Here is a 12,270-nt window from a genome sequence, read left to right on the forward strand (position 1 = left end):
CCGAGACCGCCGCCGGCGACTTCCCGGTGGAGACCGTCGCGGCCATGGACCGGGTCTGCCTGGGTGCCGAGCGCGAGCGGCGCATCCAGGAGTCCGGCCACCGCATCCACGAGGGCTTCTCACAGATCGACGAGACCATCGCGCTCTCCGCCATGTACGCCGCCAACCACCTGGAAGGCGTGGCCGCCATCGCCTGCATGACCGCCTCGGGCTACACGCCGCTGATCGCCTCGCGCATCAGCTCGGGGCTGCCCATCGTCGGCCTGGCCCACAACCCGGTGGCCCAGCGGCGCATGGCGCTCTATCGCGGGGTGGTCTCGCTGCCCTTCGACACCAGCGAGATGTCGGCCGCCGAACTCAACGACCGGGCGCTTGATCGGCTGGTGGAGCAGGGCATCGCCGAGCCCGGCGACCACGTGATCCTCACCCGGGGCGACCACATGAACGCCCATGGCGGCACCAACACCCTGAAGATCCTCGACGTCACCCCGGCACATCGCCGTGCCTGAGCCATGGATCCTGTATACAATGAACCTGTTTGATGTGGTCATTCCGCTGGCGGGGTGAGATGCTGGGGGCAGGAACAGGCAGGGGACATCGCATGCAGGAGTGGCAGGAGGAGGTGCTGGCCGAGGTCAGGGCCGGGAGTCGCATCAGCGACCGGGACATCGTCGACAAGGTGCGCCGGGCGGTGCTGATGCAGCGCCTGCCGCCCGGCACCCGTCTGCCGGAGGTGACCCTCGGCGAGGTCTTCGGGGTGAGTCGCTCGGTGGTGCGCAAGGCCCTGACCCGGCTCGCCTCCGAGCACGTGGTGGACCAGCGCCCCAATCAGGTGGCGCGGGTCCGCGCGCCGAGCATCGAGGAGACCCGTGAGACCTTCGCGGCCCGCCGCCTGGTGGAGGGGGAGGTGGCCGCGCTGCTGGCGGGCCACCTCGACGCGGCCTCGGACGCCCGACTCGCGGCACAGGCCCGGGGCGAGATCGAGGCCCACGGGCGGGGCGACGAGCCGGCCCGCATCGAGCACTCCCTGGCCATCCACCACCTGCTGGCCGAGCACTCGCCCAACCGTGTGCTGGGGGCCATGCTCACCGACCTGATCCTGCGCACCTCCATCGTCATCGCCCTCTACAAGCGGCCGAACCCGGCTTCCTGCTTCCTGGCGGGCGATCACACGGCGCTGCTGGCGGCCCTCGAGCAGGGCGATGCCGAGGCGGCCCGGGAGGTCATCCGGCATCATCTGGAGAGCCTCGAGGCGCTGCTGGACCTGAGCCCCCGCGAGGCCAGCATCGACCTGATGGCGATCCTCGGGCGCTCCCGGGAGCAGGCCTGAGCGCCGGCACGGCCAGGGCCTGACCCGCACCAGGGGCGGGGCGGGTTTTCCGGCCTCGCCTTGTCCCCCGGGGCAGGCCTGGTCGACAATGCAGCGACCCTATCGCAATTCGGGAATTTCGCATGTTCTCTCCCCTGCGCTGGACCCTCGTCGCCTGGCTCGCCCTGACGACGCCTGCGGCCCTGGCCGAGGCGCCCACCGTGGCGGCGGCCTCGGACCTCCAGTTCGCCCTGACCGAGGCCGCCGAACGCTTCGAGGACGAGACCGGGCGGGAGCTGCGCCTGAACTTCGGCTCCTCCGGCAACTTCATGCGCCAGATCCGCCAGGGCGCCCCCTTCGAGCTCTATCTCTCCGCGGACGAGGCCTATGTGCGTGTCCTGCACGAGGCGGGCCTGACCGAGGACGAGGGGGTGGTCTACGCCGTGGGCCGGCTGGCCTGGCTGCAGCCGGCCGGACGCGACGGCCTGCCCCGTGACGACGACCCGCTGGCCGGCGTGCGCGAGGCCATCGACGCCCATCGGGCCGGGCAGGGCAGGCCGCGCATCGCACTGGCCAATCCCGAGCATGCCCCCTACGGCGTGGCGGCCCGCCAGGCCCTCGACCATGCCGGGCTCTGGGAGGCGTCGGCCCCGCTGCGCATCCTCGGCGAGAACGTCTCCCAGGCCGCGCGCTTCGCCCTGGCGGACGAGGCCCGCGGCGGCCTGGTGGCCTGGTCCCTGGCGCTCGCGCCGGCGCTGGCCGAGCGCAGCGAGCACGTGCTGATCCCCGAGGCATGGCACGCGCCCCTGGTGCAGCGCATGGCGCTGATCGAGGGGGCCGGCGAGACCGCCCGCGCCTTCTACGCCTGGCTCCAGCAGCCGGCGGCCCGGGAGATCCTGGCGGGGTATGGCTTCCGGCTGCCGGACGAGGGCGACGCCCGCTGATGGACTGGACAGCGCTCTCGGTCTCGCTGCGCCTGGCGGGACTGACCTGCCTGCTGCTGCTGCCGCTGGGGCTCTGGCTGGGGCGCACCCTGGCGCTCTCGCACTTCCGCGGCAAGCCGCTGTGCGAGGCGCTGGTGGCGCTGCCGCTGGTGATGCCGCCGACGGTCCTGGGCTTCTACCTGATGCAGGCCTTCGGCGTGGAGGCGCCCCTGGGCGGCCTCTGGCAGTCGCTGTCCGGCGGCGGGCTCAACTTCACCTTCACCGGGATCCTGCTCGCCTCGCTGCTGGCCAACCTGCCCTTCGCCGTGCAGCCGATCCAGCGCGCCTTCGAGTCGATTCCCCCCAACCTGCGCGAGGCCGCCTGGTGCAGCGGCCTCTCGCCCGGCCGCACCCTGTGGCGCATCGAATTGCCGCTGGTGTGGCCGGGGCTGGTCTCGGCGCTGGCGCTGACCTTCGCCCATACCCTCGGCGAGTTCGGCGTGATCCTGATGGTCGGCGGGGCGATCGACGGCGAGACCCGCACCCTGGCCATCGCCATCTACGACCGCGTCCAGGCCTTCGACGAGTCGGGGGCCGCCATCATGTCGGCGATGCTGCTGCTGGTCTCCTTCCTGACCATCGGGGTGGTCTACGGCCTGGCAGGACGCCGCAGGTGGCGCCGTGGCTGAGCCGGACCCGACCAAGAGCCAGGCCCGCCTGGCGGTGCAGCTGCAGCAGGCCGGGCCGATCCCGCTGGACGCCGACTTCCACTGCGAGCCCGGCGAGCTGCTGGCCCTGGTGGGCCCCTCGGGGGGTGGCAAGACCACCCTGCTGCGGGCCATCGCCGGGCTCTACCGGCCGGCGCGGGGCGTGATCCGCTGTGCCGGCGAGACCTGGTTCGACGCCGAGGCAGGGCGTTCGCTGCGGCCCCAGCAGCGTCGCGTGGGGCTGGTGTTCCAGGACTATGCGCTCTTCCCGCACCTGGATGCCCGCGCCAACGTCATGGTGGCCCTGGATCACCTGCCCGCCGCCGAGCGCGTCCGGGCCGCCGAGGGGTGGCTGGCCCGGGTGCGCCTCGACGGCCTGGCCGGCCGGCTGCCGGCCGAGCTCTCCGGCGGCCAGCGCCAGCGGGTCGCCCTGGCCCGGGCCCTGGCCAGGAGCCCGCGGGTGCTGCTGCTCGACGAGCCCTTCTCGGCGGTGGACCAGGTCACCCGGCGCCGCCTGCAGCGCGAGCTCGCCCTGCTGCGCGAGGAGATCCACATCCCCATCGTGCTGGTCACCCATGACCTCGACGAGGCCGCCGCCCTGGCCGACCGGCTCTGCGTGCTGCACACCGGCCGCAGCCTGCAGCAGGCGCCGGCCGAGCAGCTCTTTCGCCGGCCGGCGAGCCCCGAGGTGGCGCGGCTGCTCGACCGCCACAACGTCTTCACCGGCACGGTGGTGGAGGACGAGGAGGGGCGCCGCCTGCAATGGGGCCCCTGGCGCCTGGAAGTGGCGGAGGGCCTGGCGGCCCTGGTGCCCGGGCAGCGGGTCAGCTGGTACCTGCCGCCCTCGGACGTGGTCCTCCATCGTCGCGGACGCCCCTCGCGGGGAGAGCGCGAGAACCCGGTCCAGGGCCGGGTGGTGGAGATGGCGGTGCTGGGCGGCATCTCCTCCGTGGCGCTGGCCTTCGATCACTGCGACGATACCCTGCGCTTCGAGCTCCCCACCCATGCGGCGCGACGCAACGGCCTGGCCCGCGGCGAGGCGGTGGGGGTCTCGCTGCTGGCCGCCGGCATCCACCTGATGCCCGGCGCTCCTGTCACCCATCCCGAGATCCCCGACCGCTGAGGAAACCGCCATGAAGACCACCCGACGCCAGCTGCTGCTGGGCCTGGCCCTGCTGCCCGCCGTCTCCCTGCTGCCGCGTGTCCTGCCCGCCGCCGGGCCCGATTCGGGGCCGGATCTTGAGCCACGGACCCTCGAGACCGTCCCCCTGGTGATCCACGGCGAGCAGGGGCCCCGGCGGCTCGAGGTGGAGGTGGCCCGCACCATTGCCCAGCGCAGCCGTGGCCTGATGGAACGCGACCAGCTGGCGGAGCAGGCCGGCATGCTGTTCCTCTACGACCGCCCCCAGTCCTCGCGCAACGGCTTCTGGATGTACCGCACGCGGATCCCGCTGGACATCGCCTTCATCGACGAGGCGGGGCGCATCGCCGAGATCCACCGCATGGAGCCGTGCATCGCCTCCCGACCGGGGGAGTGCCCGGTGACGCGCCCCGCGGTGCCCTATCGGGCGGCCCTGGAGGTCAATGCCGGCGCCTTCGAGGCGATGGGCGTGGCCGCGGGCGACTGCGTCAGCTGGCCGGGGGACGGCGGGCTCTGCGCCGGTCCGCCGGCCCAGTGAGTCAGCCCGCGGGGCGCCGGGGGCCGAGGCGCAGCACGATCAGCGCCAGGCCGGCGATGACCAGCCCGCCCCCGGCGAGCTTGTGGGGCCCCAGACTGTCGCCCATCAGTGCCGCCCCCAGCAGCACGGCCAGCACCGGCATCAGCAGGGTCAGCGGCACCACCCGGTTGACCGGGTGGCGACGCAGCAGCCCGTACCAGAGGCCGTAGGCGACGATGGAGGACATCACGGCGGTATAGAAGACCGCCCCCCAGCCGGCCCAGCCGGCGTCGGCCAGTGCCTGCCACTGGCCCTGCTCGAACCACCAGGAGCCCAGCGCCACCTGGGGCGTGGCGAACAGCGCCACCCAGCCGGCCAGCGCCATGGGCGAGACATCGGGGCCGCGCTTGATCAGCAGCTGCGAGACGGCCCAGCCCAGGGCGCTGGCCAGCAGCAGGAACGTCGGCAGGGGCGAGGGCAGGGTGGGGCCACCGGCGAGCACCGCGACCCCGGCGAAGGAGAGCACGAGGCCGGCCAGCCGCCGGGGACCCAGACGCTCGCGGAGGAACACCACGGCGAGCAGGGTGGCGAAGGGCGTGCCCATCTGCACCAGCAGGGCGCCGGTGCCGGCCTCGGCCTGGCCCAGGCCGATGAACAGCAGGGCGAAATGCAGCGAGCCGAAGGTCACCGAGAGCAGCAGCAGGAAGGGCAGCTGGTGTCGCGCCACCGGGTGGAAGGGCACCAGCAGCCCCGCCACCAGGGCGAAGCGCAGCGTGGTCAGCAGCAGGGGCGGCAGCTCGGCCACCCCGAGCTTGATGACGATGATGTTCAGCGCCCAGATGACGATGACGGCGAGGCCCAGGGCCAGGTCTCGGAGCGGCACGGCGCCTCCTCGGGGTGGAAAGGGGAAAAGCGGCACAGCATAGCAAGTGCGTTGAACCCGGGGACAGGGCAGGGCGGCGACCTGCCTTGCATGAACAGGGGATGACAGGGCATCTTGAGGTTCGCGGCGTCGATGACGCCCCACACAACAACGCCGGGCAGGTTGCCGCAAGGACCTGCCCAGAGCCCGATACTTGCAAGGACACGCCATGAACTCGTCTCGTCACCCGACCCGGCTGGCCGCTATGGCCGGTGTCGCCGCCGTCTCCCTCTCGCTTTCCGTCTCTGCCGTCCAGGCCCGCGAGCTCTCCGTCTCCACCGTGCTCTCCGACGCCTTCCCCTGGGGCCAGGCCGCCGAGAAGTGGGCCGAGCTGGTGGCCGAGCGCTCCGACGGCGAGCTGACCCTGCGGGTCTACCCCAACTCCCAGCTCGTCAACGGCGACCAGACCCGGGAGTTCTCCGCCATGCGCTCGGGACTGATCGACGCCGCCGTGGGCTCGACCATCAACTGGTCGCCCCAGGTGCCGGAGCTCAACCTCTTCTCGCTGCCCTTCTTCATGGCCGACCTGGATGCCGTGGATGCGGTGACCGGCGGTGCGGCCGGCGAGATGGTCTTTTCCGCCATCGAGTCCCGCGGCGTGGTGCCCCTGGCCTGGGGCGAGAACGGCTTTCGCCAGCTCTCCAACTCCCGCGGGCCCATCGACGAGCCGGGCGACCTCGACGGCCTCAAGATTCGCGTGGTGGGCTCGCCGCTGTTCCAGGATACCTTCTCGGCACTGGGCGCCAACCCCACCCAGATGAGCTGGGCCGACGCCAAGCCGGCGCTGACCACCGGCGCGGTGGACGGCCAGGAGAACCCGCTCTCGGTCTTCGACGTGGCGCGCATCGACCAGGTGGGCCAGGAGCACCTGACCCTGTGGAACTACATGAACGACCCCCTGGTCTTCGCGGTGAACCAGCAGGTCTGGGATTCCCTCTCCGAGGAGGAGCGCACCCTGCTGCGGGACGCCGCCGAGGAAGCCGGCGCCTGGGAGATCGCGATGACCCGCGAGGAGGAGCCCGAGCGCCTGGTGGCGATCCAGGAGCGCGGCGTCACGGTCACCGAGCTCGACGAGGCCCAGCACCAGGCCTTCGTCGAGGCCACCGAGAGCGTCCACGACGAGTGGGTGCCCAAGATCGGCAGCGAGCTCGTCGAGGCGGCCCGCGCCGACATGCAGGGCGAGTGAGCTCCCCGAGCAAGCGTGCCATCGGCCCCCTAGCGGGGCCGATGGCGTTTCCCACCCCATGACGCCGCGACACCCATGAAAGATCCCGACGCAAGACCCGAGCGCCTGCTGGCGACCCTGGCGATCCTGATCATCGGCCTGATCAGCCTGGCCAACGTGCTGGTGCGCTACCTCACCGGCGGCTCCTTCGCCTTCACCGAGGAGTTCTCGGTGTTCCTGCTGGTGGTGCTGACCTTTGCCGGCGCCTCGGTGGCGCTGCGCCGCAACGGCCATATCCGCATCGGCCTGCTGGAGCGTGCCCTGCCCGGGGCCGCGCGCAAGGCGTTGATCCTCTTCCAGGGGGGCTGCGGACTCGTCGTGCTGGGGCTGATCACCTGGTTCGGCGCCAGGATGACCTGGCAGGAGTTCCAGTGGGGCTCGCTCTCCCCGGGGCTCGGGCTGCCGCAATGGTGGTACCTCGCCTGGCTGCCGCTGCTCTCGGGGCTGATGCTGCTGCGCCAGCTGCAGCAGACCCGCGACCGCCTGCGCGGGAGGCTCGAGGATGAGTCCTGACCTCTGGATGCTGCTGGCCTTCGCCGGCTTGCTGATCGCCGGGGTGCCGGTGGCCTTCTCGCTGGGCCTGGCCGGCGCCGTGGGGATCCTTTCCGGGCTGTCGCCGGCCATGCTGGCGACCCTCGGAACCAACACCTACAACAGCATCGCCAAGTACCCGCTGATCGCCATCCCGCTGTTCATCCTCACCGGCCTGATCTTCGAGCGGGCCGGGGTGGCGGCGCGGCTGGTGCGCTTCGCCCAGGCGCTGATCGGGCCGCGCCACGGCGGCCTCGCCCTGGTGGCGGTGCTGGTCTGCATGATCATGGGCGGGATGAGCGGCTCGGGCCCCGCCGATGCCGCCGCGGTGGCCATGGTGATGCTGCCGAGCATGACCCGGGCCGGCTATCCTCGGCCCTTCTCGGCGACCCTGATCGCCGCCTCGGCCTCCACGGCGATCCTGATCCCGCCGTCGGTGGCGCTGATCCTCTACTCCATCGTGGTGCCGGGGGTCGATCTGCGGGCGCTGTTCGCCGCGGGGCTCTTCCCCGGGATACTGGCCGGGCTGGCGCTGCTGGGGCCGGCGCTGCTGGTCTCCCGTCGCCATGGTTGGGAAGGGGGAACGCCCGTGGAGGGAGCGGAGCTTCCCCGGGTGGGCGAGAGCTTCAAGCAGGCGCTGCCGGCGCTGTTCGCCCCGGTGCTGATCCTCGGCGGGCTGCGCAGCGGGCTCTTCACCCCCACCGAGGCGGCCGTGGTGGCGGTCGCCTACGGCGCCCTGGTGGGGCTCTTCCTGACCCGGGAGATGAGCTGGCGGGACCTCTGGGGGCTGTTGGGCGAGGCGGCGGTGATCTCGGGCGTGGTGATGCTGATCATCGCCCTGGCCGGCATCTTCGCCTGGGCAGGCACCATGCTCGGCACCTTCCGCCACCTGGCGGAGTGGATCGTCGGGCTCTCCGACAGCGGCCCGCTGCTGCTGGTGCTGATCATGCTGGCGGTGCTGGTGGCCGGCATGCTGCTGGATGCCATCTCCATCTACCTGATCATGATGCCGATCCTGATCCCGGTGATGCAGCACTTCGGCTGGAACCCGGTGTGGTTCGGCATCCTGCTGGCGATGAACATCGCCATCGGCCAGTTCACCCCGCCGGTCGCGGTGAACCTGATGGTGACGACGGAGGTCGCCAAGGTCCGCCTGGAGCAGACCCTGGGCTGGGCGCTGCTGTTCGTGGCGGCCATGGCGGGCGCACTCTTGCTGGTGGCGGTGTTCCCCGAGATCGCCCTCTGGTTGCCGCGCGTGCTGGGCTACAACCTGGGATAGCTTAGGCGTTGGCTGAAAAGTCGGCGAGCGAAGGCCAGACAAGGCAACAATCGGCGAAAAGACGGAGTTTACGAGGTGTAAATGAGTACTTTGAGTCGATTTTTAACGACGTATGGCCGAGCGCAGCCAGTTTTCGGCTAATGCCTAGCGCTGCCCGCTCTCCAGGGCGGCCAGCGTGCGCTGGTGCAGCTCGGTGCTGTCGGCATCGAAGAGCACGAAGCGCACCCGCTCGATACCCGGGCACTCGGGCAGGGTCTGCAACACGGTGGCGAGCGCCACGCGGGCGGCCTCGGCCGGCGGGTAGCCGAAGGCCCCGGCGGAGAGGGCCGGGAAGGCGATGGAGCGGATGCCCTCGCGCTCGGCCAGCTCCAGGGCGTTGCGATAGCAGGCGGCCAGCAGCTCGTCGGCGGGCTCGTCGACGCCGTAGACCGGCCCCAGGCAGTGGATGACGTGGCGGTTGGGCAGCCCGTGGGCGCCGGTGATCACCGCCTGGCCGGGGCGGATCGGCGCCAGCGGGTGGCACTCCTCGGCGAGTCCGGGGCCCGCGGCGCGATGCAGGGCGCCGGCCACGCCGCCGCCGCTGCGCAGCTGCGCGTTGGCGGCATTGACCACGGCGTCGATGTCGGCCTGGCGGGCGATATCGCCCTGGACGCATTCGATGGTGCCCATCACGCTCTCCTCCTGGTGGCTGATGCGGTTCAGTCTGGCCGCCAGAGCGGCAGGACATCAAGGTCGTCACGGCGGTCCCGGGACAGCGGCAGGCGCGCGCGGGCCGCGGCAATCGCCTGCTTATCCAGGCTCAGCCAGCGCCACTGCTCGTCGCTGCCGAAGGCGAGGGACGGGTGGTCGTCGTCCACCAGCGGCGGGCAGAAGAGTGACTGGCCCCAGTCTTGCCCGGCCCGGTTGAGGCTCAGCCAGTAGAGCTGGTTTTCCATGGCGCGGGTGGTGACGAAGGCGTGCCAGCTGGCGAAGCTGAAGTCCCGGGTGAAGGCCACGGGGTGCAGGATCAGCTCGGCGCCCGCGTCGGCCAGGCGCCTGGCCAGTTCGGGGAAGCGCAGGTCGTAGCATATCACCACCCCGACCCGCCAGCCGGCGACCTCGGTGAGCAGCAGCCGCTCCCCCGGCGAGAAGTGGGCGGCCTCGCCGGAGGCCCCGAACTGGGCGCAGTGAAGCTTGTCGTAGACGCCGGCCAGTCGGCCGTCGGGGCCGGCCAGCACCTGGCTGATATGGCGCCGGCGACCGGCGCGCCGGGCCATGCCGAAGGCGATGGTGGTGCCGAGCTCCCGGGCCAGGTCGGTGAAGGTCGTGACGATGGGGCCTGCCAGGTCGTCGTCCAGCGCCTCCAGGCAGGCGAAGGCGTCGTCGCCGTACTCCTGGGCGGCCAGTTCCGGCAGCACGACCAGGTCGGGTGTGTCCCGGGCACAGGCGCCCCGTATGCGCTCGACAACGCGGTGCAGGTGAGTGCGCTGCTCCTCGCGGCTGCGGGTTCGAGGGATGGCGATCTGGCCGGCGAGTAGCTGCATGCGGGCTCCTGTTGCGACCCATGGGCGCACCGCGCGGCATCCACCGGGGCGCTGGCGTACCATGCGCAGTCTACCCGCTGTCCCTTCTCTTGTCCGGAGTCGCCGATGCTCTTCCCCCCGCGCTTCGCTCCCCTGGTGTTTGCCGTGCTGATGTCCATCTACATGGTTACCCTGATGACCTTCGTCATCTCCTGGGTCAATACCGGCCTGGGCAACGGATTCACCGGCCGCTGGTGGCGCGCCTTCTACATCGCCTGGCCGATCGCCTTCATGCTGATCCTGCTCGGCGCGCCGCGCCTGCAGCGCCTGGCCGCACTGCTGATCCGCCACCCCCGGCAGCGGGGCTGAACCGGACGCCTCGCGCCGACTGTGGTGTTGCACATTCGTTGCATTTGCCTGTCAGGGGCGTGACATTCGTTGCAATTCGGTGCAGAAACTTGCAGCGACGACGGCGACCCTGTACCAATGGCCACCCCCCGAACCGACTCGCGGTGCCCCGGTTGCTTGCCGGCGCAGCGGATGGTTTCGTCCGCCGTGCAGGGCCCCATGGCCGCGCCGCCGCACAACGACATCAGGAGGTGGCATGAACCAGCGCGTGAACATCGATCTCGGCGATTCCCGGGCGGAAGCCTTCGAGGCCCGCCAGTTCAAGGTCTATACCCACCGCCAGCTGGACAGGATCGAGGCCATCCAGCATCTGCCTGACGACCTGCGCTTCGACATGCGGGTGGTCAGCCAGGTGCTGCCGTTCCGGGTCAACGAGTACGTGATCGACGAGCTGATCGACTGGAGCAAGGTGCCCGAGGACCCGGTCTTCCAGCTCACCTTCCCCCAGCGCGGCATGCTGCGCCCCGAGCACTTCGAGGAGGTGGCCGCGCTGGTGCGCCGAGACGCCCCCGCCGCCGAGATGAAGCCGGTGATCGAGCGCATCCGCTCCGAGCTCAACCCCCACCCGGCAGGGCAGATGGATCTCAACCTGCCGCTGCTCGACGGCGAGCCGCTGCCCGGCATGCAGCACAAGTACCGCGAGACGGTGCTGTTCTTCCCCAGCCAGGGGCAGGTGTGCCATAGCTACTGCACCTTCTGCTTCCGCTGGGCGCAGTTCGTGGGCGACAAGGACCTGAAGTTCGCCTCCAGCGAGGCGGACTCGCTGCACCGCTATCTCGCCGAGCACACCGAGGTCACCGACCTGCTGATGACCGGCGGCGATCCCATGGTGATGAAGGCCAAGCACCTGCGCCAGTACCTGGAGGGGCTGATGGCACCGGAGCTGGACCATGTCCAGGACATCCGCATCGGCACCAAGAGCCTGACCTTCTGGCCCTACCGCTTCGTCACCGATCCCGACGCCGAGGATATCCTCGCGCTGTTCCGCGAGCTGACGGCGGCCGGCAAGCATGTCGCCTTCATGGCGCACTTCAACCACTGGAAGGAGATGGATACCCCCATCTGCCGCGAGGCGATCCGACGCATCCGGGCCACCGGGGCGGAGATCCGCACTCAGGCGCCATTGCTCCGCCACATCAACGACGATGCCGACCAGTGGGCGAGGATGTGGACCTCCCAGGTTCGCCTGGGGATGATCCCGTATTACATGTTCGTTGAGCGCGACACCGGCGCCCGCCACTACTTCGAGGTGCCGCTGGTCAAGGCGTGGGAGATCTACCGCGAGGCCATGAAGCAGGTGCCGGGCCTGGCGCGCACTGCCCGTGGGCCGTCGATGTCCGCCGATCCGGGCAAGGTGGAGATCCAGGGGGTGACGGAGATCCAGGGCGAGAAGGTCTTCGTGCTGCGTTTCATCCAGGGGCGTGACAGCGACTGGGTACAGCGGCCGTTCTTCGCGAAATACGACGAGGAAGCCACCTGGCTCAACCACCTGGAACCGGCGCTGGGGGAGAGCGAGTTCTTCTTCGAGGCCGAGTTCGCCGCCATGAAGGATGCGAAGCAGGCGCTGATCATGAAGGCGTCGTGAGGCGTGCCCTAGCCTGGATATTGCACCAGTGTCGCGAGTTCGGCCTGGCGGCTGAGCAGGCCAGCTCTTCATGCTGGATGGCGCGAGATTTGGTCACTTTGTGATCGATGACCCGCCTTCAAGACGCACTGCCCCCTACCCCCATTGTTTATCTCGTGCCGGGGACAGCACCCTGCCGGTCATCCCGGCACCAGTTTCTTGATCAGCTTGAGGAAGAGGTC

Annotated in this window: 14 protein-coding genes; 11 read left to right on the forward strand and 3 right to left on the reverse strand. The window is 70.6% G+C overall.

Annotation, left to right across the window (positions count from 1 at the left end):
• The 6 genes from SCI24_RS18385 to SCI24_RS18410 form a co-directional block, all read left to right on the forward strand.
• Positions 1–509, forward strand: a 509-nt coding sequence (locus tag SCI24_RS18385) for a pyruvate kinase alpha/beta domain-containing protein (protein ID WP_318726758.1), incomplete at its 5' end; no start/stop codon positions are given.
• A gap of 92 nt (positions 510–601) precedes the next feature.
• Positions 602–1,330, forward strand: coding sequence for a GntR family transcriptional regulator (locus SCI24_RS18390; protein ID WP_318726759.1), 729 nt, complete (start codon positions 602–604; stop codon positions 1,328–1,330).
• A 122-nt stretch (positions 1,331–1,452) separates the two neighbouring features.
• A complete protein-coding gene (gene modA / locus SCI24_RS18395) occupies positions 1,453–2,253 on the forward strand; it encodes a molybdate ABC transporter substrate-binding protein (protein WP_318726760.1) in 801 nt (266 codons plus the stop codon).
• Positions 2,253–2,921 (forward strand): molybdate ABC transporter permease subunit, encoded by a 669-nt coding sequence (gene modB, locus SCI24_RS18400; protein ID WP_318726761.1) that lies wholly within the window; start codon positions 2,253–2,255, stop codon positions 2,919–2,921. Before modA ends, modB begins: the two co-directional genes overlap by 1 nt.
• Positions 2,914–4,062 (forward strand): ABC transporter ATP-binding protein, encoded by a 1,149-nt coding sequence (locus SCI24_RS18405; protein ID WP_318726762.1) that lies wholly within the window; start codon positions 2,914–2,916, stop codon positions 4,060–4,062. The genes modB and SCI24_RS18405 overlap by 8 nt, the downstream gene beginning before the upstream one ends.
• Before the next feature lie 10 nt (positions 4,063–4,072).
• Positions 4,073–4,618 carry a DUF192 domain-containing protein gene (locus SCI24_RS18410; RefSeq protein ID WP_318726763.1) on the forward strand — a complete coding sequence of 182 codons (546 nt, stop codon included), beginning with the start codon at positions 4,073–4,075 and terminating at the stop codon, positions 4,616–4,618.
• 1 nt (position 4,619) lies between these two features.
• Here the strand turns inward: SCI24_RS18410 and SCI24_RS18415 are convergent, their stop codons facing one another.
• On the reverse strand, positions 4,620–5,480 hold the full coding sequence (locus tag SCI24_RS18415; RefSeq protein ID WP_318726764.1) for a DMT family transporter: 861 nt from the start codon (positions 5,478–5,480) through the stop codon (positions 4,620–4,622).
• Positions 5,481–5,688: 208 nt separating this feature from the next.
• On the opposite strand from SCI24_RS18415, the gene SCI24_RS18420 reads away from it, so the two are divergent.
• The 3 genes from SCI24_RS18420 to SCI24_RS18430 all read left to right on the forward strand — a co-directional run bounded on the left by SCI24_RS18420 (position 5,689) and on the right by SCI24_RS18430 (position 8,554).
• Positions 5,689–6,705 (forward strand): DctP family TRAP transporter solute-binding subunit, encoded by a 1,017-nt coding sequence (locus SCI24_RS18420; RefSeq protein WP_412930175.1) that lies wholly within the window; start codon positions 5,689–5,691, stop codon positions 6,703–6,705.
• Between the two features lie 75 nt (positions 6,706–6,780).
• Entirely contained in the window at positions 6,781–7,257 is a 477-nt protein-coding gene (locus tag SCI24_RS18425; protein ID WP_318726765.1) for a TRAP transporter small permease, read from the forward strand.
• Complete coding sequence (locus SCI24_RS18430) at positions 7,247–8,554, forward strand: TRAP transporter large permease (RefSeq protein ID WP_318726766.1); 1,308 nt, start codon at positions 7,247–7,249, stop codon at positions 8,552–8,554. The genes SCI24_RS18425 and SCI24_RS18430 overlap by 11 nt, the downstream gene beginning before the upstream one ends.
• Positions 8,555–8,698: 144 nt before the next feature.
• Here SCI24_RS18430 and SCI24_RS18435 read toward each other — a convergent pair whose 3' ends face one another.
• Complete coding sequence (locus SCI24_RS18435) at positions 8,699–9,223, reverse strand: macro domain-containing protein (RefSeq protein ID WP_318726767.1); 525 nt, start codon at positions 9,221–9,223, stop codon at positions 8,699–8,701.
• A 29-nt stretch (positions 9,224–9,252) separates the two neighbouring features.
• Positions 9,253–10,077 (reverse strand): carbon-nitrogen hydrolase family protein, encoded by an 825-nt coding sequence (locus tag SCI24_RS18440; protein WP_318726768.1) that lies wholly within the window; start codon positions 10,075–10,077, stop codon positions 9,253–9,255.
• 105 nt (positions 10,078–10,182) lie between these two features.
• Here SCI24_RS18440 and SCI24_RS18445 point away from each other — a divergent pair, with 105 nt between their 5' ends.
• Positions 10,183–10,425, forward strand: coding sequence for a DUF2798 domain-containing protein (locus SCI24_RS18445; protein WP_318726769.1), 243 nt, complete (start codon positions 10,183–10,185; stop codon positions 10,423–10,425).
• 235 nt (positions 10,426–10,660) lie between these two features.
• The gene (locus SCI24_RS18450; RefSeq protein ID WP_318726770.1) at positions 10,661–12,049 is read left to right on the forward strand and encodes a lysine 2,3-aminomutase; all 1,389 of its coding nucleotides are present in this window, start codon (positions 10,661–10,663) and stop codon (positions 12,047–12,049) included.
• The last annotated feature ends 221 nt before the right edge of the window (positions 12,050–12,270 follow it).

This window comes from Halomonas sp., from assembly GCF_033549285.1.
Taxonomy (GTDB): domain Bacteria; phylum Pseudomonadota; class Gammaproteobacteria; order Pseudomonadales; family Halomonadaceae; genus Halomonas.

Bases quoted from the DNA above. Each gene is read 5' to 3' on its own strand.
- SCI24_RS18390 (WP_318726759.1), top strand. From the start codon at position 602: ATGCAGGAGTGGCAGGAGGAGGTGCTGGCCGAGGTCAGGGCCGGGAGT.
- modA (WP_318726760.1), top strand. From the start codon at position 1,453: ATGTTCTCTCCCCTGCGCTGGACCCTCGTCGCCTGGCTCGCCCTGACG.
- modB (WP_318726761.1), top strand. From the start codon at position 2,253: ATGGACTGGACAGCGCTCTCGGTCTCGCTGCGCCTGGCGGGACTGACC.
- SCI24_RS18410 (WP_318726763.1), top strand. From the start codon at position 4,073: ATGAAGACCACCCGACGCCAGCTGCTGCTGGGCCTGGCCCTGCTGCCC.
- SCI24_RS18420 (WP_412930175.1), top strand. From the start codon at position 5,689: ATGAACTCGTCTCGTCACCCGACCCGGCTGGCCGCTATGGCCGGTGTC.
- SCI24_RS18425 (WP_318726765.1), top strand. From the start codon at position 6,781: ATGAAAGATCCCGACGCAAGACCCGAGCGCCTGCTGGCGACCCTGGCG.
- SCI24_RS18430 (WP_318726766.1), top strand. From the start codon at position 7,247: ATGAGTCCTGACCTCTGGATGCTGCTGGCCTTCGCCGGCTTGCTGATC.
- SCI24_RS18435 (WP_318726767.1), bottom strand. From the start codon at position 9,223: ATGGGCACCATCGAATGCGTCCAGGGCGATATCGCCCGCCAGGCCGAC.
- SCI24_RS18440 (WP_318726768.1), bottom strand. From the start codon at position 10,077: ATGCAGCTACTCGCCGGCCAGATCGCCATCCCTCGAACCCGCAGCCGC.
- SCI24_RS18445 (WP_318726769.1), top strand. From the start codon at position 10,183: ATGCTCTTCCCCCCGCGCTTCGCTCCCCTGGTGTTTGCCGTGCTGATG.
- SCI24_RS18450 (WP_318726770.1), top strand. From the start codon at position 10,661: ATGAACCAGCGCGTGAACATCGATCTCGGCGATTCCCGGGCGGAAGCC.